The sequence below is a fragment of the Salinisphaera orenii subsp. halophila YIM 95161 genome, from assembly GCF_003732545.1.
Lineage (GTDB): Bacteria > Pseudomonadota > Gammaproteobacteria > Nevskiales > Salinisphaeraceae > Salinisphaera > Salinisphaera orenii_A.
Genome location: NZ_AYKF01000062.1, coordinates 1 through 20,375 on the forward strand (window position 1 = coordinate 1; position 20,375 = coordinate 20,375).

Annotated in this window: 18 protein-coding genes; 3 read left to right on the plus strand and 15 right to left on the minus strand. The window is 69.9% G+C overall.

The window, feature by feature from the left end; translation table 11 throughout:
• The first annotated feature begins 9 nt into the window (after window positions 1-9).
• Window positions 10-1,413, plus strand: a complete 1,404-nt coding sequence (locus SAHL_RS03630; protein ID WP_123590089.1) for a YjiH family protein — start codon at window positions 10-12, stop codon at window positions 1,411-1,413.
• Between the two features lie 1,204 nt (window positions 1,414-2,617).
• On the opposite strand, the gene guaB is transcribed toward SAHL_RS03630, so the two are convergent.
• Complete coding sequence (gene guaB, locus SAHL_RS03635; protein WP_123590090.1) at window positions 2,618-4,084, minus strand: IMP dehydrogenase; 1,467 nt, start codon at window positions 4,082-4,084, stop codon at window positions 2,618-2,620.
• A gap of 97 nt (window positions 4,085-4,181) precedes the next feature.
• On the opposite strand from guaB, the gene xseA reads away from it, so the two are divergent.
• On the plus strand, window positions 4,182-5,555 hold the full coding sequence (gene xseA / locus SAHL_RS03640) for an exodeoxyribonuclease VII large subunit (protein ID WP_123590043.1): 1,374 nt from the start codon (window positions 4,182-4,184) through the stop codon (window positions 5,553-5,555).
• Window positions 5,556-5,634: 79 nt separating this feature from the next.
• Window positions 5,635-6,735, plus strand: coding sequence for an SH3 domain-containing protein (locus SAHL_RS03645; protein WP_184947278.1), 1,101 nt, complete (start codon window positions 5,635-5,637; stop codon window positions 6,733-6,735).
• 714 nt (window positions 6,736-7,449) lie between these two features.
• Here the strand turns inward: SAHL_RS03645 and der are convergent.
• The 14 genes from der to SAHL_RS03715 form a co-directional block, all read right to left on the minus strand.
• Window positions 7,450-8,802 (minus strand): ribosome biogenesis GTPase Der, encoded by a 1,353-nt coding sequence (der, locus tag SAHL_RS03650; protein ID WP_245965490.1) that lies wholly within the window; start codon window positions 8,800-8,802, stop codon window positions 7,450-7,452.
• 22 nt (window positions 8,803-8,824) lie between these two features.
• Window positions 8,825-9,991: an outer membrane protein assembly factor BamB gene (gene bamB / locus SAHL_RS03655; RefSeq protein ID WP_123590045.1), complete on the minus strand. Its 1,167-nt coding sequence runs from the start codon at window positions 9,989-9,991 to the stop codon at window positions 8,825-8,827.
• Entirely contained in the window at window positions 9,988-10,659 is a 672-nt protein-coding gene (locus SAHL_RS03660) for a YfgM family protein (RefSeq protein ID WP_123590046.1), read from the minus strand. Before SAHL_RS03660 ends, bamB begins: the two co-directional genes overlap by 4 nt.
• 67 nt (window positions 10,660-10,726) lie before the next feature.
• Window positions 10,727-12,004 (minus strand): histidine--tRNA ligase, encoded by a 1,278-nt coding sequence (gene hisS, locus SAHL_RS03665; protein WP_123590047.1) that lies wholly within the window; start codon window positions 12,002-12,004, stop codon window positions 10,727-10,729.
• A gap of 28 nt (window positions 12,005-12,032) precedes the next feature.
• Window positions 12,033-13,052: a RodZ domain-containing protein gene (locus tag SAHL_RS03670; protein WP_123590048.1), complete on the minus strand. Its 1,020-nt coding sequence runs from the start codon at window positions 13,050-13,052 to the stop codon at window positions 12,033-12,035.
• Window positions 13,049-13,807 carry a type IV pilus biogenesis/stability protein PilW gene (pilW, locus tag SAHL_RS03675; protein ID WP_123590049.1) on the minus strand — a complete coding sequence of 253 codons (759 nt, stop codon included), beginning with the start codon at window positions 13,805-13,807 and terminating at the stop codon, window positions 13,049-13,051. Before pilW ends, SAHL_RS03670 begins: the two co-directional genes overlap by 4 nt.
• Complete coding sequence (gene rlmN / locus SAHL_RS03680; RefSeq protein ID WP_123590050.1) at window positions 13,804-14,988, minus strand: dual-specificity RNA methyltransferase RlmN; 1,185 nt, start codon at window positions 14,986-14,988, stop codon at window positions 13,804-13,806. Before rlmN ends, pilW begins: the two co-directional genes overlap by 4 nt.
• Window positions 14,989-15,010: 22 nt before the next feature.
• Complete coding sequence (gene ndk, locus SAHL_RS03685) at window positions 15,011-15,436, minus strand: nucleoside-diphosphate kinase (protein WP_123590051.1); 426 nt, start codon at window positions 15,434-15,436, stop codon at window positions 15,011-15,013.
• A 136-nt stretch (window positions 15,437-15,572) separates the two neighbouring features.
• Window positions 15,573-15,920, minus strand: coding sequence for a HesB/IscA family protein (locus SAHL_RS03690; protein ID WP_123590052.1), 348 nt, complete (start codon window positions 15,918-15,920; stop codon window positions 15,573-15,575).
• 87 nt (window positions 15,921-16,007) lie between these two features.
• Window positions 16,008-16,385 carry an iron-sulfur cluster assembly scaffold protein gene (locus SAHL_RS03695; protein ID WP_123590053.1) on the minus strand — a complete coding sequence of 126 codons (378 nt, stop codon included), beginning with the start codon at window positions 16,383-16,385 and terminating at the stop codon, window positions 16,008-16,010.
• Window positions 16,382-17,548 (minus strand): cysteine desulfurase family protein, encoded by a 1,167-nt coding sequence (locus SAHL_RS03700; protein WP_123590054.1) that lies wholly within the window; start codon window positions 17,546-17,548, stop codon window positions 16,382-16,384. The genes SAHL_RS03695 and SAHL_RS03700 overlap by 4 nt, the downstream gene beginning before the upstream one ends.
• Entirely contained in the window at window positions 17,545-18,714 is a 1,170-nt protein-coding gene (locus tag SAHL_RS03705; RefSeq protein WP_123590055.1) for a cysteine desulfurase family protein, read from the minus strand. The genes SAHL_RS03700 and SAHL_RS03705 overlap by 4 nt, the downstream gene beginning before the upstream one ends.
• Window positions 18,715-18,754: 40 nt before the next feature.
• Window positions 18,755-19,492 carry a serine O-acetyltransferase gene (gene cysE, locus SAHL_RS03710; protein WP_123590056.1) on the minus strand — a complete coding sequence of 246 codons (738 nt, stop codon included), beginning with the start codon at window positions 19,490-19,492 and terminating at the stop codon, window positions 18,755-18,757.
• Between the two features lie 134 nt (window positions 19,493-19,626).
• Window positions 19,627-20,349: a TrmJ/YjtD family RNA methyltransferase gene (locus SAHL_RS03715; protein ID WP_184947303.1), complete on the minus strand. Its 723-nt coding sequence runs from the start codon at window positions 20,347-20,349 to the stop codon at window positions 19,627-19,629.
• Between the last annotated feature and the right edge of the window lie 26 nt (window positions 20,350-20,375).

Genomic DNA, 20,375 nt, shown 5'->3' on the forward strand with positions numbered 1-20,375 from the left:
CCGGACGCCATGACCGAACACGACAGCCAGAACGCCGCAGCCGAGCCCGCCGACGAGCCGCCGCGACGACCGCCCGGCCGCCGCGCTCTGCTGAGGTTTCTCGTCCCCTCGCTGCTCGGCGCGCTCGCCTTTCTGACGCCGATGGTGACCGCCGAGGGCAACATCACCATCGGCCTGGCGATCCTGTCGAACGCGCTGGCCGCCTTCATGGACGGCTGGCTTGGGCCGATCGCGGGCGTGCTGATGGCGCTGTCCGCGCTGCTGTCGGTCGCGGCATACCTGACCGGCATGGAGGAGTCGCGGCGCGAGGGGCTGTTCGCCGCCCTGTTCGCGGTCTCACCGGCGCAGATCGGGCTGCGCGTGGTGGGCGCGGTCTTCGGCGCGCTGACGCTGCTCGGGTTGGGCCCCGAGTGGATCGTAGGCCCGGACACGGGCCAGGTCGTATTGTTCGACGTGATCGCGGCACTGGTGTCGTTCTTCTTCTTCGCCTCGTTCCTGCTGCCGCTGCTAACCGACTTCGGCGCCATGGAATTCGTGGGCACGCTGTTTCAGCGCGTGTTCCACCGCATCTTCGGCCTGCCCGGCCGGGCGGCCGTGGATGCGACGGCCTCGTGGCTGGGCGATGGCACCGTCGGCGTGATCATCACCTCCAAGCAGTTCGAGAAGGGCTATTACTCGGCACGCGAGTCGGCGGTCATCGCGACCAACTTCTCCATCGTGTCCATCACTTTCGCGATGCTCGTGGCCAGTTTCACGGAGATCGGCCACCTGTTCGTGCCGTTCTATCTCACGGTGACCGCGTCGGGGCTGGTCGCGGCCATCCTCGTGCCGCGCCTGCCGCCGCTGTCGCGCAAGCGCGACGATTACTGGCCCGCCGGCGGCCGGCGCCTGCCGGCGGACGATCACGACGGCCGCTCGCTGCTGGCGCGCGGACTGCAGCGGGCCCTGCGTCGCGCCGATACCGCGCCCGCCCCGCGCAAGCTGCTCTACGACGGTCTGACGACCTATCTGGAGATCCTGTTCGGGCTGCTGCCACTGATCATGGCCATCGGCACCACCGGGATCGCCATCGCCGAATACACGCCGATCTTCAACTGGCTCACCTATCCGCTGGTGCCGGTGCTGGAATGGATGCAGGTGCCGGAGGCCGCGGCCGCCGCCCCGGCGCTGCTGGCCGGCTTCGCGGACATGTTTCTGCCGGCGATCCTGGCCACCGGCATCGAAAGCGAGTTCACGCGTTTCGTGATCGCCGCGCTGTCGGTCACCCAGCTCATCTACATGTCGGAAGTGGGCGCGGTGACGCTGAAATCGAACATTCCGCTCAACTTCCTCGAGCTGGGCGCGATCTTTCTGATCCGTACGGTGATCACGCTGCCGATTATCGTGGCGATCGCGCATCTGTTCGTGTTCTAGATCGGAGCGAGAGGCTTTGCGCTGGCCGGCTCGCCATTCGCCAATCTGACCTACGACGATCACGCAGCGGTTCCGAACGAGTGCGGCGCGACTGTCTCTATGGCCCCTTGGTCGCAGCGCCGGCCGGTGAAAACAGCAGGCCTACGGGCCTTACGGGAGTCACGAGTTCAGCGGACCTTTTGTTTCGCACTGCTGTGCGAGTCACTTTCATTTGCTTGTCCAGAATGAAAGTGAGCAAAGAAAAGGACACCCGGCACAGCGCCGGCTACGCCGTGCCGTACGAAGCGAGGAGCGGGGCCTTCCCAGCGTAGCTGGCATGCGACCGCCGGCATTCGGCCCGAGCCCCGAGGCGACGATTCGTACGGTCTCGCCCCGCCGAGGGTCGCATCACGCAGCTTCGCTGCGAGAACGCCCTGCTCCGCCTCTCGGGGCGATACTCCGACGACACGCAGCGACGACGGGATGCGCGCAGAACTCGGATCGCTTTGGCAATCCTCAAACAGGCTGTACGCACCGGTAATGCGCCGGACACCCTTCGGCACTGCGCGTCTGCGTCGCTGTACAACGGGGCCCAAATACAGGCGGGCGATTCCATAGCATCAAGTCGATACGATTGCCCCACCGAAATCAGCCGAGCTGGCTACGTTCCAGTCGGATTACACCCAAGGTTCATTCAACCTGGAGAAGCCGCGACCTTGAGCGAGCGGCGGCAAGGCTTGTCTGTATTGGGCCCCTTGGGCGCAGCGCCGAGCAGCGTGGACCGCAAGCGGGAAAAGACGGCCGGATGTTTGAGCGTTAGCGAGTTTCCGGCCGTCCCGCTTGCGGTCCGCGATGGGAGGGCACCGATGCGAAGCATCGGCGCAAGACAGGGTGTCCTTTGCTTTGGTTACTTGCATTTGGACAAGCAAATGAAAGTGACTCGCACATCAGTGCGAAACCCCAGGCCACAATTCGCCTGAACCGTGGATTCAAGACTCGATGCTTCGAGCCACGAACATCCTGGCACCAAGCGTTCATCGGACTTCTTGGTTCGCACGGAAGCAAGAAACCGAAATTCGATCAAACCGTTGCAGTTGATTCAGAACTCGCAACCTCAGACCGTGCGCTTCCCGGTATTCGCTCGTTAAACGCCCGCTATCACCCGATACTGAGAAACCGAAAAGCGCCAGACGGGCGACAGCAAGCTATCGTCCGCCGTCACCGTTCAGTCGACCCGATAATTCGGCGCTTCCTTGACGATGTGCACGTCGTGCACGTGCGATTCCTTCACGCCCGCCGAGGTGATCTGCACGAACGTCGGCCGGGTGCGCATCTCGGTGATGTCGTGGCAGCCGGTGTAGCCCATGGAGGCGCGCAGGCCGCCGATGAGCTGATGCACGATGCCGCCGAGCGGGCCCTTGTAGGGCACGCGGCCCTCGATACCCTCCGGCACGAGCTTCTGGATCTCCTCGGAGGGATCCTGGAAGTAGCGGTCGGCCGAGCCGGAATCGCCGCTCATCGCGCCCAGCGAACCCATGCCGCGATAGGCCTTGTAGGAGCGCCCCTGATAGAGCTCGATCTCGCCCGGCGCCTCCTCGGTACCGGCGAACATGCCGCCCACCATTACCGCATAGGCCCCGGCGGCGATCGCCTTGGACAGATCGCCCGAATAACGGATGCCGCCGTCGGCGATCAGCGGCACGTCGGTGCCGGCCAGCGCGCCGGCCACGTTGGCGACGGCCGAGATCTGCGGCACGCCGATGCCGGCGACGATGCGCGTGGTGCAGATCGAACCGGGGCCGATGCCGACCTTGACCGCATCCACGCCGGCCTCGACCAGTGCCGTGGCGCCCTCGGCCGTGCCGACGTTGCCGCCGATGATCTGCAGATCGGGGAAGCGCTTCTTGAGGTCGGCCACCGCCGCGAGCACGCCCGAGGAATGACCGTGCGCGGTGTCGACCACCACCACATCCACACCGGCATCCACCAGCGCCTGCACGCGCTCCACGCTCTCCGGCCCGGGGCCGACCGCCGCTCCCACGCGCAGGCTGCCCTGGGCGTCCTTGCAGGCGTTCGGGAAATCCGAGGACTTCTGGATGTCCTTGACGGTGATCATGCCGCGCAGGATGAAGCCGTCGTTGACCACCAGCACCTTCTCGATGCGGTGGTGATGGAACAGCGACAGGATCTCGTCGCGGCCGGCGCCCTCGCGCACGGTGACGAGCTGTTCCCGGGGCGTCATCACGCTGGTCACCGGGGCGTCGAAGCGGGTCTCGAAGCGCAGGTCGCGGCTGGTGACGATGCCCACGGGCGCGCCGTTGTCGACCACCGGCACGCCGGAGATGCGCCGCGCGCGGGTCAGCTCCAGCACCTCGCGGATGGTCGCCTCCGGCCCCACCGTGATCGGATCGGAGATGACGCCGGATTCGTATTTCTTGACCGTGCGCACATGCTGCGCCTGGCGCTCGATCGGCATCGACTTGTGCACGATGCCGATGCCGCCCTCCTGCGCCAGCGCGATCGCCAGGCCGGCCTCGGTGACCGTGTCCATGGCCGCGGATATCAGCGGCAGATTGAGCGTGATCCCGCGGGTCAGGCGGGTCGACAGGTCGACGTGGCGGGGCAGCACGTCGGAGTACGCGGGCTGGAGCAGGACGTCGTCGAACGTCAGGGCTTGCTCGCTGATTCTCAGGGTCATAGGCTCGCCGGCAGTGGGCGGCTGCCTCGCGTATGCGATTATCACCGCCGCAAAGACCGCGGATTATAAAGGAAGCGCCCCGAGCTTGACCATGACGAACGCCGCCACCAACGGCCCCACGGTGTTTTCCGTGACCGAGCTCAACGCCGCCGTGCGCGAGCTGCTGGAGCACAGCTTCGGGCTGCTCTGGGTCGAGGGCGAGATTTCCAACGTCGCGCGACCGCGTTCGGGCCATATCTACTTCAGCCTCAAGGACGGCGACGCCCAGGTGCGCTGCGCGCTGTTCCGCGGCAAGGCGCGGCTGGTGCGCACCGCGCTCGACAACGGCGCCCAGGTGCGCCTGCGCGCACGGGTGAGCCTCTACGCCGCCCGCGGCGACTATCAGCTGATCGTGGAACACGTGGAGGACGCCGGCGACGGCGCCCTGCAGCGCGCATTCGAGCAGCTCAAGGCCCGGCTCGACGCCGAGGGGCTGTTCGCCGCCGAGCGCAAGCGCGCCCTGCCCGCCGCACCGGCGCGCATCGGCGTGATCACCTCCGCCACCGGCGCGGCGATTCGCGACGTGCTCTCGGTGGTCGCGCGGCGCTATCCGCTGGGCGCGGTGCGCGTCTACCCGGTCCCGGTCCAGGGCGAGGCCGCCCCGGCCGCGATCGTGGCCGCACTGACACGGGCCAGCGCGCGCGCCGACTGCGACGTGCTGCTGCTGGTGCGCGGCGGCGGCTCGCTGGAGGATCTCCAGGCCTTCAACGATGAAAACGTCGCGCGGGCGATCGTGGCCTCGCGGCTGCCCGTGGTCTCCGGCGTCGGCCACGAGGTGGACGTGACCATCGCCGATTTCGCCGCCGACGTGCGTGCGGCCACGCCGTCGGCGGCCGCGGAGCTGGTCTGTCCCGACCTGGCCGCGCGCGCCGCCGTCGTGCCGCAGGCCGCGGCCCGGCTGCAGCGCCGCATGCGGAGCCGGCTGAGCACGGCCCGCGAACGGCTCGACGGGCTGACCGCGCGGCTGGCACGCCAGCACCCGCGTCGCCGCCTCGAGGCGCCCATGCAGCGCCTGGACGACGCCGAACTGCGGCTCCAGCGCGCCATGCGCCTGCGCCTCGGCCGGCGGCGCGATCATGCAACCGCCCTCTCGCAGCGGCTCCAGCGCGCCTCGCCGGCATCGCGCATCACGCGCGAGCGCCGGCGCTGCGAGGCCCTGGAGCGACGGTTGACGCTCGCCACCCGGGGCCACATCCGCAACGCCGATCAGCGTCTGCGCACGGCCGCACGCGGTCTCAACGGCGTCAGTCCGCTACAGACCCTCGAACGCGGCTATGCTATTGCCCGCGATGCGCGGGGCGAGGTCGTGCGGAATGCCGACGACGTCACCGAGGGCTCGCGCATTGCCGTCGATCTCGCCCGCGGGCGGCTGGACTGTGACGTTCACACGGTCCATCCCACACCGCCGGACCGGTCGCCCGAGTGAGCGGACCGATTCCGCGATTGCGTGGCGCAAGGCGTACGACGATGCGGAATCCAACCAACAGACAGGGGTATCGAGACCTATGATCAGACCTTCGCTTTCCGCGGCCCGTCGCCCCGTGCGCGTGTGTGCCGCCCTCGCCCTTCTCCTGCTCGCCGCGGGCTGTGTCACCGGGCCCAAGGTCGTCACGCCCGAGCCACCGCCGGTACCCGAGGGCGGACCGCCGGTGCCCGAGGACAACGAAGTCGTGCTCTCGGAAGGCACGCAGGTGGTGGCGGACGCGCCGTGGGGCCGTATCAAGATCGAGGCCGGCCCCGGCCTGCGCCGCGTTTACAGCTGGCGCGGCCTGCGCCGCGGCGTGGTGCTCGAACCACGCCAGGAGCGCATGGGCGGCAGCCTGGGCATCCACTTCGAAGGCAGGCCGCCGGTCTGGGAGGCCGCCGACGGCATCACCGAGGTGGACCTCGAGGAGGGCCAGAAGCGCTTCCAGACCGTGGACGACGCCATGGTCTGGATGCAGATCCGGCGCCTGCGCTACGTCTGGAACAACAGCGGCCTGGTGGTGGGCTGGAAACCGCACGAGGACACGCTGCAGGTCGAGGTCTGGCAGTTCTATATCGACGGCGAGCAGCCGACGAACCTGCCGGACGCCGACGATGCCCGTATCACGACCGGCCCGGTCGAAGTCGTGCCGCAGGAGATGAAGCCGGTACTCGAGTACCCCGACGGCCGTCGCGAACCGTACGAGCCGGAGGCCGCCCCGGCCGACGCATCGAAGGCGGACGACGACTCGGCGCCGGCAGGCGAGTGCAACTGGTTCGAGCGCCTGTTCAACCAATGCCCCAAGACCGACACGACCGAAGGCGACGCTTCGGCCGAACCCGCTGAACCCGCCGCGGCGGACGGCGCGGACGCGGCGGAAAGCCCGGACGCCGATAGCGACGACACCGACTCGACGACGGAGGACGAGGCGCAGGCGGACGAGTCCGAGAGCACACCCCGTGCGGAGATCGACGGCAGCACGGTGAATGTTCGCAGCCGCGCGACGACGGACTCCGACGTGCTGTTCCAGGTCAGGAAGGGCGACTCGGTCGGGATCCTGAAACAGGAGAACGACTGGAGCTACGTGGAGTTCGACGACGGCCGCAAGGGCTGGGTCGCGGACTTCCTGCTCAAGCAGTAGCCACGGCGCTGTAGCAGCGGCACGCGGCGGAATGGGGATGCCGTCGCGTGCCGTTTCTCCCCCGTCCGTCGCCAACGGAGGCTGGCCCGACTCGGCGACAATCGCGATAAGAGCCGAGACGACTGGCCGCGCGGCGTTCGCGATGGCTGCCTACGCGTCACGAGCGGCGGCCACGGCCCCGCTTGTCCGGCGGGCATGCCGAACCGAGCGGCGACGGCTCCAGAATCGGGTCACGCGCGACGATCGCCAATCGGCCGGCTTGGCGGATGTTCCGCCCCTGTGGGACAGGCCAACCACCGCCGTGCCAACGCGTTTCGACCACGGTGTGGGATTCGATGGCCGGGCTTGCCGGGCTTGCCGGGCTTGCCGGGGCTTGCCGGGGCTTGCCGGGGCTTGCCGGGGCTTGCCGGGGCTTGCCGGGGCTTGCCGGGGCTTGCCGGCGACCAAGCGAGCGCTCGATCGCTTAGCCCGTCAAACCTCGGCGGGATCCGATAGCCGAAACAGGCGTTAGTGCGCAGGGCCCCGCGCCATGCGGACCGTGGCTTGCACGCGCTTTCGATGGCGACCGGCCCGTGTGACCAGCCGTTGGTTCCGACTCCTGGACCCGGACGATACCGACGACCGCCGGAACACACCGCACGATGAGGATCACGCCCTCTCGCCGGAACGCTATGCCGAACGGCCTCGGCGGTTCTCCCTGCGCGTTCGGCCGGCCTATCGGCGCTGGGTGCGCGCCTTGCCCGCGTAGGGATTGTCGCTGTTCTTGAACACCAGATGGATGGGCGTGCCGAACAGGTCGAACTTCTCGCGGAAACGACGCATCAGATACCGCTTGTACTCGTCCGACAGGCGCTGCGTCTGGTTGCCGTGGATGACGATCGTCGGCGGGTTGCGTCCGCCCTGGTGGGCGAAGCGCAGCTTGATGCGACGCCCGTGGATGGCCGGCGGCGCATGCTGCTCGACGGCATCCTCCAGCGTGCGCGACAGCGCATTGGTGCTCAGCTCCGCGAACGCGGCCCGATGCGAGGCCTGGACCGCGTCCAGCAGCTCCCGCAGGCCGGAGCCGTGCAGCGCGGAGACGAACAGCAGGGGCAGATAGTCGAAGGCGCCGATGCGCTCGACCAGCTCGGCGTGCAGGCGCTGCCGCTGTTTCTCGGACAGCCCGTCCCACTTGTTCACCGCGATCACGGCGGCGCGGCCGCGCTCCACGGCCAGGCTCAGCAGGCGGATGTCCTGGGTCGACAGGCCGGCGCGGGCATCCAGCATGACGATGACCACTTGGGCCGCCTCGGCAGCCTGCATGGCCTTGACAACGCTGATTTTCTCGACCGTATCGCTGATACGCGCCCGTCGCCGCACACCCGCGGTGTCGACGATCACGTACGGCCGCTCGTCGAAGCTGAACTCGCTGGCCACGGCGTCGCGGGTGGTCCCCGGCGCGTCCCGCGTGAGCATGCGCGTCTCGCCCAGCAGGCGATTGACGAGCGTGGACTTGCCCGCGTTCGGCCGCCCCAGCAGCGCCAGGCGGATGGCATCGCGGTCGTGGGCCGAGACCAGCGCGCGCGGCGCCGGCAGCTGGGCGAAGACGTGCTCCAGCAACAGCCCCACGCGATCGCCGTGGGCGGCGGAGACAGCCCAGGGTTCGCCGAGACCCAGCGCATGGAACTCGGCGATCGCGCTCACGCTCTGCTCGCCCTCGCTCTTGTTGACGACCACGTGCACCGGCCGCTCGATGCGCCGCAGTCGGTCGGCGATCGCGGCGTCGCCGGCGAGCAGCCCCTGGCGATGGTCGGTGATCAGCAGGACGACGTCGGCTTCCTCGAGCGCGGCCTCGGTCTGGGCGAAGGCCTGGGTGTCGATGTCTTCGTCGTCCTGACCGATACCGCCGGTATCGACGACGATGTAGCGCTGGGTCTCGTACACCGCGAAGCCGTAATGGCGGTCGCGGGTGACCCCCGGCTGATCCGCGACCAGCGCATCGCGCGAACGCGTCAGCCGGTTGAACAGCGTGGACTTGCCCACGTTCGGCCGGCCCACGAGGGCCACAACCGGCAGCGCGTCGGTCATCGGGCGTCCTGTCCGGGAGCCGCTACGAGCCGGGGCCGAAGCGCACGGCCGCGATCTCGCCGTCGGCGCCGAGTACGAGCACGCGGTCCCCGGCGACCACCGGCCGGGCACGAACGGCTTCCTCGAAGGGCCGGCCGCGCGCGATCACCTCGCCGTCGTCGGCGGACAGCCAGTGCACGTAGCCCTCGAGATCGCCCACCAGCACATCGCCTTCGTAGGTCGACGGCGCCGAGAGACGGCGGTATTCGAGCGCGTCCTGCTGCCAGCTCTGGCTGCCGGTCAGTCGGTTGAAGGCGCGGACGATGCCGTCCATGTCGGTGGTGAAGATGTTGTCGTCGTCGTAGGCGAGACCGGTCTCCGCGGCGACGTCCGCCGACCAGCGCACGCGGCCGCCCGTCAGCGACAGCGATGCCATGCGGCCGCCGGCGCTCACGGCATAGAGCTCGCTGCCGACGATCAGCGGATCGGCGTCGATGTCGACGATGCGCTCCAGCTCCGAGCGGCCGCTCGGCAGCGCGATCGACCGCTCCCAGCGCTGCTCGCCGTTGTCGAGATCGAGCGCGACGATCTTGCCGTTGTCGAGGCCGGCGTACACCGTGCCGTCGACGATGACCGGCGACGACGTGCCGCGCATGGTGAGCGTGGGCACGCTGTACTCGACCGACCAGCGCCGACGGCCGTCGCTGAGGTTGAGTGCGACCACGCGGCCGTCGAGCGTGCGGACCACCGCCAGGCCCTCCGAGGCCGCCGGCGGCGCGATGATCTCGCTGGCCAGTTCCGTGCTCCATTTCCGTTCGCCGGTGCTCGCCGACAGCGCCACCACCTGGCCGTCACGGGTGCCCATGAGCAGCGTGTCGCCGCCGACCGTAGGTCCCGCGATCAAGCGGTTGCCGGTGCGCGAACGGAAAATGGTGTCGCCGTTCTCCAGGTCCAGCGCGCGCACGTAGCCGTCGCGATTGGCCACGTACACGCGGCCGTCGGCGACCGCCGGGACGAAGCCGCTGACGAACTCGCCCGCGCCCGCACCGGCATCGGTCTGCCAGAGGGTCTGCATGCGGTACGCCGGCGCCTCCAGCTCGTCGAGCGGGGTCGGCTTGGCCACGGTGGCGCCGCCGCCGCAGGCCGAAAGCAACACACTCGCCGCGGCCAGCAGGCCGACGGCGCCGGGGATGGTGCGTCGATTGCTCATGATGCGGAAGCGCTCTCCTGTTCGGATCCGGCGCCGGCGTCGTCGGTCGGCGCGTTGTCGGCCAGCTTGTTCTGAAGCGGCTGCCGCGGCGTGTCCTCCGGCAGCGCGTCCAGCGCACGCTGGTAGGCCTGATGGGCGGCCTCGCGATCGCCGCGGGCGGCGTGGATGTCACCCGCCACCTCGGCATAGAGGGCATCGAAGGCCGCGGGATGATCCGTCTCAAGCAGCGTCAGGGCGGCTTCGGCGTCGTCCTGCGTCCACAGCAGGCGGGCCTTGCGGACCCGGGCGATGTGGCGCATGCCCTCTTCGGAGGCGTTGTCGACCGCCCAGTCGAGGTGCTGCATCGCCTTGTCGTACTCGGAGTCGGCAACGTAGGCGCCGGCCAGACCCAGCGCGGCGCCCGTCGCATAGGGCGTGCCGGAGTAGTCGTTCTCGAGCCGCTCGACCGCCTCAACCACGCCGTCGTCGATCTGGCCGTTGGCGAGCGCGCCCTCGATCTGCGCGCTGATGTCGGCGGCGGCCGCGGCCTGACGGTTCTGGTACCAGTTCCAGCCGCCCCACGCGGCGATCACGATCAGCCCGACCAGGACGCCGATCATCAGGGCGTTGCCGTTGGCGGCCCACCACTGTCGGACCCGGCTCAGTTCTTCGTTGTCGAAATCGGCCATGCAGCAATCACTCTGCGTTGTTATTGGACGGTGACGAGACTCGTGGACATCCGCACGTCACGCGGGTTCAACCGGCGGCCAGCAGGGCCGCGATCCGGGCCGGGGCCTCGGCGATCGCCACCCGCTCCTGCGGTCGGCTGTCGACGAGCGGCTTGATCTGCAGGGCATCCTCGGCCGCTTCATCCTCGCCGAAGACCAGCGCCAGCCGTGCGCCGCTGCGATCGGCCTTCTTGAACTGGGACTTGAAGCTGCCGCCGCCGGCATGCACCCGCAGGCGCAGATCCGGCAGCGCATCGCGCAGGCCCTCAGCCAGACGGGCCACGCGGGCGCCCGCCGGGCCGTCCTCGTGAACCAGATACGCCTGCGGCGCGCAGTCGACCAGCGGCACCTGCTGGGCGGCCATCAGCGCGACCACGCGCTCGATGCCGAGTGCGAAGCCGGTGGCCGGCGTGGCGCTGCCGCCGAGCTGATCGACCAGGCCGTCGAAGCGGCCGCCGGAGCAGACCGCGTTCTGGGCGCCGAGGTCGTCGGTCAGCCACTCGAACACGGTGCGGGTGTAGTAATCCAGCCCCCGCACCAACCGCGGGTTGATGCTGTACTCGATGCCGAGCGCCTCCAGACCGGCGCACAGCCCTTCGAAATGGGCCGAGGACTCCGCCCCCAGATAGTCGCGCAGCGTGGGCGCCTCGGCGATCAGCGCCGCCATCGCCGGATTCTTGCTATCGAGAATGCGCAGCGGATTGCGGTCCAGCCGACGCTGGCTGTCGTCGTCGAGCGCGTCCAGGTGCGCCGAGAAATAGCCGTGCAGGGCGTCGCGGTAGGCCGCGCGCTCCGCCGGTGTGCCGAGCGTGTTGATCTCCAGACGCAGACCGCTGATCCCGAGGGCACTGAACAGACGCGCGGCCATGGCGATCTGTTCCACGTCCACATCCGGCCCGGTCTGGCCGAAGGCCTCGACGCCGAACTGGTGAAACTGGCGCTGGCGGCCCTTCTGGGGCCGCTCGTAGCGGAACATCGGGCCCTGGTACCAGAGGCGCTGGGTGGCGTTATGCAGCAGGCCGTGCTGGATGCCCGCCCGCACCGCGCCCGCCGTGCCCTCCGGCCGCAGCGACAGCGATTCGCCGCCGCGGTCCTCGAAGGTGTACATCTCCTTCTCGACGATATCGGTGACTTCGCCGACGGCGCGCTTGAACAGCCCGGTGCGCTCCATGATCGGCAGCCGGATCTGTTCATAGCCGTAGGCCGCGAACACGCGCGCGGCCGCCCGCTCGAGCGTCGCCCAGGCCGGGTTCTCGGCCGGCAGCACGTCGTTCATGCCTCGGATCGACTGGATGCGCTGACTCATCGCCGGGCGCTCGCGGTCTCGGTCATGCTCATTCGCTCTCGCGTGCCTCCACGGTCAGGCGGGCGGTACTGTTACCCGTGGTCGCCCCGGCCACGTCCACCGGCTCGCCGCCGATGGTCATGCTGACACCCGGCGCGAAACCGAGGGTGATGCGATACGGCGCCGGCGCCTCGAGTTCCTGCGTGTCGCCGGCCTCGTAGATTCCGGTCAGCAGGCGGTTGCCGTCGGCGTCGCGCACGTCCACCCACGAACGTTCCTCGAACTCCATCACCAGGTGGTTCGGCGCGATCTGGGGCTCGTTCGAGGTCTCGTCGGCGGCGTTGCCGTTCGTGTCGTCGCTGTCCGCGTTGTCGTCACTCAGGCCCAGGGTGTCGTTGACGTTGCGGCCACCGGCCGGCTGGCCGGCGGCCGTCGTCTGCTCTCCGGCCGCCTCAGAGACGGTATCCGGCGCGCTGGCGTCACCGCCCGTGGCCACGCCGTCGTCGCCGGACGTCTCGACGTCGGCGTCATTGCCGGTCGCATCCTCGCCGGCGGCGTCCGACGACTGATCGTCGAGAACGATGGTGTTGTCCGAGCCGTCGTTGTCGTCCGGCAGCGAGGCATCGGGCAGGAACACGAACACCGCGCCGATCACCACCAGCAACGCCAGCAGCGCGGCGACCAGGCCCAGCGCGCGCCAGCGCTGCGGCGTGACGTCCTGCGGGACCACGTCGACGGCGCTCGGGGAGGCCGGCCGCGCCGCGGCGTCCCCCGCCCAGGCGCTGTAGGCCGCCATGAGCCGGTCCTGGTTGATGTCCAGCACCTTGGCGCACTGGCGGTAGTAGCCGCGCGCGAACACCGGCTGGGACAGGGCCGCGAAGTCGTTGTCCTCGAGTGCGTTGACGGTCTTCGGCGAGAACTTGGTCTGGGCGCAGAGGTCGGCCACCGTGTAGTCGTGGCTCAGACGCGCCTCGCGCAGGATCTCGCCCGGCGACAGGCCGTCCGCCTTGTTCTGCGTGAGCGACGCCGAAGGCGCGTCCTCGTCGTAATGATCGTCGAACTCGTTCATCGGCGCGATTGCTCCAGTTGCCGAAGCGACAGGTTAGCCGCCGGACGACTCGCGTTGTAACGGCCGACATAGTCGGCCGCGGCGCCCCGATCGCCCAGCGCGAGTTCGATCCGCGCGGCCAGCCGCAGCTGTTCGGCCTCGAGATCGGCGGCCGCATCGGCGCGCTCGATGAACCCGCGGGCGCTGAGATATTCACCGCGGTCGTACATCAGCCGTGCCATGTGCACGAGCGCGGTAACCTGCTCGGCGTCGCCCTCGAGCGCGTCGCGATAGTACCGTTCGGCGGCCTCGCCGCGGCCGGCGCGCTCCAGACACAGGCCGGCGTTGGCCCGTGCATCCGGCGCCCCGGCGTAGCGCGGATCGTCGGCGGCGCGATCGAAGTATTCCAGCGCCCGCTCGACGTCGCCCTGACGGCACAGGAACGCCGCGTAACTGTTATAGACCGGCGCGTTCGGGCGCAGATCGACGGCGCGCTCGTAGTAGGACCGCGCCGCCTCGGGCTCGTCAAGACGATCCTTGACGATCGCCATGCCCCAGACCGCCGAGGCGTTGTCGCTGTCGTAGTCCAGTGCCCGCCGGAAGCGCGCCACGGCCTGGTCGTTCTCGTTGCGGCGCAGATAATCCGCGCCCAGGCTGGCGTTGGCCTCGGCTGCCTGGCGGGTGTCGACCCCATCGCCCGAGGTGGCACAACCGCCCAGCGCCGCCGCGCAGACCACCAGCATGCAGGCAGCGGCGCCCTGCCGCGCACGCGTCATGCCGGATTCGCCCGCTTGGACTCCACCCGGATCGGCACGTCGCGGAAGTGACGCTTCTGCCGGCTGGCCACCCGGCCGACGAGCTGGCCGCAGGCGGCGTCGATATCGTCACCGCGGGTTCGGCGCACGGTCGTGCGCACGCCCTTGCCGTGCAAGGTGTCCTGGAACGCGCGGATGCGGTCTTCCGCCGGGCGCTCGTAGCCGGAACCCTCGAACGGATTGAAGGGAATCAGGTTGACCTTGGCCGGCCGGTCGCGAAGCAGGGCCGCCAGCGATTTCGCATGCGCGGGCGTGTCGTTGACGCCGGCAAGCAGGACGTACTCGTAGACCACGTGGGCGCGCCGCTCCTTGCCCGCGACATAGCGATCGCAGGCGCCCATCAGCTCGGCGAGCGGATATTTGCGGTTGATCGGCACCAGCTCGTCGCGCAGCGCGTCGGTCGGCGCGTGCAGCGACACCGCCAGGGCGACGTCCACCTCCTCGCGCAGACGATCCATGAACGGAACCATGCCCGAGGTCGAGACCGTCACCCGCCGCTTGGACAGCCCGAAGCCGTAGTCGTCGAGCAGAATACGGATCGCCGGCACCACCGCGCGGTAGTTGGCCAGCGGCTCACCCATGCCCATGAACACGATGTTGGACAGGGCGCGGTCGCCGTGCACCCGGCCCTCGGCGCGCAGATCGTGCTCGGACATCCAGACCTGGCCGATGATCTCGGCCGTGGTCAGGTTGCGGTTGAGCCCCTGCTTTCCGGTCGCGCAGAAGCTGCAGTCCAGCGCGCAGCCGATCTGGGAGGAGATGCACAGCGTGGCGCGATCCGGCTCGGGGATATAGACCGCCTCGATGGCGTTGTCCGGATCCAGATCCTCGGTGACCGCCAGCAGCCACTTGCGGGTGCCGTCCGCCGAGGCCTGCTCGCGGATCTTGGTTGGCGGGCGAATCTCGGCGATGGTCGGCAGCCGATCGCGCAGCTTCTTGGACAGATCCGTCATGGCCGCGAAGTCGGTGACTCCGCGGGCGTAGATCCACTGCATGACCTGCTTGGCCCGGAACGCCGATTCGCCGTGCGACCGGAAGAATGCCGCCATCGCCTCGCGGTCCAGACCGAACAGGTTCACGCGCGCGCCGCTCGCGGCGGCGCGCGTGGGTTCAGTCGGCTCGTGAACGCTGGCCTCAGTCATGATCGGGTGCCGGCTCGCCCCTTCAGCGCGGGCAGAGGCCGTCCTGGCCGAAGAAGAAATCGATCTCGGTGGCCGCGGTATCGGGCGCATCGGAGCCGTGGACGGCGTTGGCGTCGATGGACTCGGCGAAATCGCCGCGAATGGTGCCGGCCTCGGCTTCCTTCGGGTTCGTCGCGCCCATCAGGTCGCGATTCTTCGCGATGGCGTCCTCGCCCTCCAGGCACTGGACCATCACCGGGCCGGAGATCATGAACGACACCAGGGCGTCGAAGAACGGGCGCTCGGCGTGCACCGCATAGAAGGATTCCGCCTGCTCGCGCGACAGATGCACCATGCGCGCGCCGATGATGCGCAGACCGGCGTTCTCGAAACGGCGATAGATCTCGCCGATCACGTTTTTCGCGACGGCGTCCGGCTTGATGATCGACAGAGTGCGCTCGACGGCCATGATCTCTCCAGGATGATTCGGTAACTCGTGAAACTAGAACGCCGCGCGAGAACGCTCACGCGGCGGATAACCACATATTGTAGCCCGGCGGCGGCGGCCGTGTCAGGGCGCGTCGCGCCGACCGCCGGGGCCGGCACTACACCGTGAATGACTCGCCGCAGCCGCAGGCGTTGACCGCACGCGGATTATCGAAGCGGAACATGCGGTTGAGACCCTCGGCCCGGAAGTCCACGACCGTGCCCCGCAGCACGTCCATATGCTTGCGGTCGACCACCACCTTGGCACCGAAGCCCTCGAAGACATCGTCGCTCGCGCCCACCTCGTCGGCGTAGTCCATGGTGTACATATAGCCGGAACAACCCGACTTGCGCACGCCCAGGCGAAGCCCCACACCGCTGCCGCGCTGGGCGAGCTGATGCTTGATGCGCTCGGCCGCGGCCGGCGTCAGCGTCAGATCCTCGGTTTCGACTGTTGCTTCACTCATAACGTCCATGATCCCAGATTAGGAAGCGCCTGATCCAGCCGGCCCACGCCGGCGCGACGGGAGGCTACCGGCATCGCCAGCAGCGGCTCAGACATCCCGGAGCGCACCGGTCAGTGCGTCGAGCACCAGCAGGCCGGCGTATCGCTCTTGCGGCGCCAGCACCAGCGCCTGTTCGAATTCCCTTACCGTCAGACTACGCGCTGCGTCAATCGTTCGCCCACTCAGCCATTCGCAGACCCAGTCGGCGCAGGCGATGACGACCGGCGGACCGAAGGCCGCGAACGCCGCCGACGCAATCACGCCCTCGGCGGCGTCCACGAACAGCCGGCAATGCGCATCGGCGGCCGGCGTGTCCGCCTCGCCCGAACCTTTCCATTGAATGATGTCACATTCGCACGCCGCGTGTCGCGGGCGCAGAAAACGCCCCAGCCACGGCGCCTCGGCGGGCGTGGCCGTCGATCTCATGCCGCCGATGCCAGCGCGCGCAGGCGGGCCACCTCCTCAGCAAACCGGGCGGCCGCCGCGTCGACGGCCGCCACGTCCGTGGCCGCGCCGAGCGAGAAGCGCACGCTCGCACCGGCCTCGCGCGGGCTGCGCCCCATGGCCCGGAGAACGTACGACGACTGGCCCTTGGCGGCGCTGCAGGCGGCCCCCGAGGCCACAGCCAGCGCGGGCACGCCCTCGGTGAGCCCGGTCAACAGGGCGTCGCCGTGAACACCGGCCACGCTGACGTTGAGAAACGGCGCGGCCACATGCGCGCCGCTGCCGTTGCGCGTGACCCCGTCGATGGCCGCGAGCCGCTGCGCCAGCCGGTCGCGCAGCGCGGCCAGGCGCGGCTGCTCGGCCTCGCGCACGGCCCGCGCATGGTCGGCGGCCGCGCCGAAGCCGGCGATCTGATGACCGGCCAGCGTGCCGGAGCGCAGCCCGCCCTGCTGGCCGCCGCCATGGATCTGCGCGGCCAGTCCAAGACGCGGCCGCCGGCGCACATAGAGCGCGCCGATGCCCTTCGGACCGCCGATCTTGTGGGCGGACATCGACAGCAGCGCGATGTTCAGGGCCGCCACGTCGATCGGCTCCCGACCCAGACTCTGGGCCGCATCGACGTGCAACGGCACCCCGCGGGCCGCACACAGTGCCCCGATCGCCGCGATGTCCTGGATCACCCCGGTCTCGTTGTTCACGTGCATGACCGAGACGAGCGTGGCCTCGTCCGCGATCGCCGCCTCGAGGGCCGCGAGATCGATGCGCCCCACGCCGTCCACGCCCAGCCGGGTGACGCGCGTGCCGTCGCGCTCGAGCACGTCGAGCGTATCGAGCGTGGCGCGATGCTCGGTGACCACGCTCACGACATGGCCGCCGCCGGCGAAACCGACGGCGCCCTTGAGCGCGAGATTGATCGACTCGGTCGCGCCCGAGGTCCAGACCAGCGCCTCGGGCGGCGCCCCGATCAGCCTCGCGAGCGCCTCGGCGGCGTCGTCGATCGCCGCGGCCGCCGCCCGGCCCGGCGCGTGCGCGGAGGACGGGTTGGCGTCGGCCCCGTCCAGCACCCGCCACATCGCCGCGCCCACGCCGGGCGCCAGCCGCGCCGTGGCGGCATTGTCCAGGTGGATCGTCGCGGGCGCGCTCAACCGAGAACCGAGGCGCTTATGCTGCCCGGCATGGCGGCGCCGCCGATCCCGCCGGCCAGCCGGCCGAGCACGAGCAGAAAATGCTGGATCTCCTCGCGGCTGTTGTCCGGGCCCAGGCTCACGCGGATCGCGCCCTGGGCCACCGCGGGGTCCACGCCCATGGCCAGCAGCACCGGGCTCGGTTCACCGCTGCCGGCGGCGCAGGCCGAGCCGGAGGAAACCGCGATATCCTCGCGGTCCAGGAGCATGAGCAGCCCCTCGCCGTCGTAGCCGGCCACCGCGAACTGGCAGGTGTTGGCCAACCGCTCGGCGCCGCTGGAGAACCGCGTGATGCCCGACAGCGCGTCCAGCCCGAGCTCCAGCTCGTCGCGCAGCGCACGCATGTGGGCGATCTCGGCGTCACGGGCGGCGGCCAGCCGCTCGGCGGCGGCGCCGAAGCCGACGATGCCGGCGACGTTGTAGCTGCCCGAACGCAGGCCCTGCTCGTGGCCGCCGCCGCGCGTGACGGCGTCGATGTCGAGCTGCTTGTCGACCAGCAGCGCGCCGACCCCCTTGGGGCCCTGGATCTTGTGCGAGGACAGGCTCGCCGCGTGCGCGCCGCTGGCCGCGAAATCGAAGCCGTGCTTGCCGATCGCCTGCACCGCATCGGTATGGAACCACGCCCCGGCGGCACGGGCGAGCCGGGCGATCGCGGCGACGTCCTGGATCACACCGGTCTCGTTGTTGGCGGCCATGATCGAGACGAGCGCCACGTCGCCGGCGGCAAGCCGCCGCTCCAGGTCGACGAGGTCGACCCGGCCCTCACCATCGACCGCCACCCGCTCCAGGCGCGCGCCGCGGGCCGCGCGCGCCTCGGCGGCCTCGGTGACCGCGGGATGCTCGATCGGCGAGATCACCAGGGCCGCGTCGCCGCGCAGGCCGGCGATGCCCTGCACCGCGAGGTTGTCGGCTTCGGTTCCGCCGCCGGTGAACACCACCTGATCGGGCTGCGCCCCGGCCAGCGCGGCCACCTGGGCGCGGGCGTGGTCGACCGCGGCACGGGCCTCGCGTCCGCCGCGGTGCAGCGACGAGGCGTTGGCGTGTCGCTCGGTCAGCCACGGCCGCATGGCCTCGAAGACCTCCGGGTGCAGCGGCGTGGTCGCGTTGTGATCGAAATAGATCGTCATCGGGCTGTGCAATCCCGGCCCGCCGACCGTGGACGGCCGGTCAGGCCTTGTCGGTCTCGGTGTCGGTCGCGCGCTCGTCGAGCCGCGCCGACAGGCGCTCGGTCAGCGATTCGAGCTGGTCCTGGCGACGTTCGAGCGCGTCGATGTGATCCAGCATCGCATCGATGCCGCGCGCGACCGGGTCGGGCATGTCCTGGGTGACACCATACATCTCGAAGCCGATCCGGTCGGCGGTCTCCTTGCGCCGGTCCTCGGGCGTGGCGTCCTTGCACTTGACCAGCTTCGCCGGTACGCCGACCGCCGTGCAGCCGGGCGGCACTTCCTTGACGACCACTGCGTTCGAGCCGATGCGCGCGCCCCGCCCAACCGTGAACGGGCCGAGGACCTTGGCGCCGGCACCGACGATGACGTCGTTCTCCAGCGTGGGGTGCCGCTTGCCGGGGTTCCAGCTGGTCCCGCCCAGGGTCACGCCCTGGTAGACGGTGCAATCGTCGCCGATCACGGTGGTCTCGCCGATGGTCACGCCGAAACCGTGATCGATGAAGAACCGCCGGCCGATCGTCGCGCCCGGATGGATCTCGATGCCGGTGACCCAGCGCGAGATGTGGGAGACGAAACGGCCCAGCCATTTCAGGCGATGGGTCCAGCACCAGTGGGCGAGGTAGTGCCACCAGACCGCGTGCAGTCCGGGATAGGCGAACACCACTTCCCAGATGCTGCGCGCCGCCGGATCGCGCTCGAATATGGTCTGCACGTCTTCGCGCATGCGGCCAATCATGGGCTTGTCCTCTCGCTGTCGCCGCGGCCGACCGTTTGCGCCAATGTAGCAGAGCATCGGGGCCGCGGGGCGCCGTCGCGGTGGTTGTTATCCGGCATATCTCGGGGCGCCGGCGCCGCAATCAAGCAGCGGCGTCAGTCATCGCCGCGCCGCCGCGGGTCCAGCGACCGCAGCGCGCCGCGCAGGATGTTGAGCTCGATGCGGTCCGGCGCGGCCCGGTTGAACAGCCGCCGCAGCCGGCGCATGAGCATGTGTGGGTGCTCGTGGTTGATGAATCCGCTGGCCTCGAGGACCGCCTGCCAGTGGCCGTAGAGCCCTTCCATATCGGCCGCGGTCACCGGCTCGCGCGGCGCCTCCCCGGCGGCCACGCGCGCCCCGGCGGCCACGCGCAGCTCGTAGGCCACGAGCTGCACCGCGGCGGCGAGATTGAGCGAGGCGTAGTCGGGATTGGTCGGCACCTGCAGATGCAGCTGGCAGCGATCGAGCTCGGCGTTGGTGAGTCCGCTGCGCTCGCGGCCGAAGACCAGCGCCACCGGCTGGCGCGCCGCGGCGGCCACCGCCCGTTCGGCGGCGGTGCGCGGGTCGGCCAGCGGCCAACTGGTGCGGCGCGCGCGCGCACTGGTGCCGATCGCCAGCACGCAGTCGCCGATGGCGGCCTCCAGCGTGTCGACGACGCGCGCGCCGGCCAGCACGTCGTCCGCGCCCGAGGCGCGCGCGGTAGCCTCCGCGTCCGGATAACGCTCCGGGTCGACCAGCACCAGGTCGGACAACCCCATCACCTTCATCGCCCGCGCCGCGGCGCCGATGTTGCCCGGATGCTGGGGCCCCACGAGCACCACCCGCAGGCGCGCCATCACGTCGGCCTGCGGCATGCCCGCCGTGG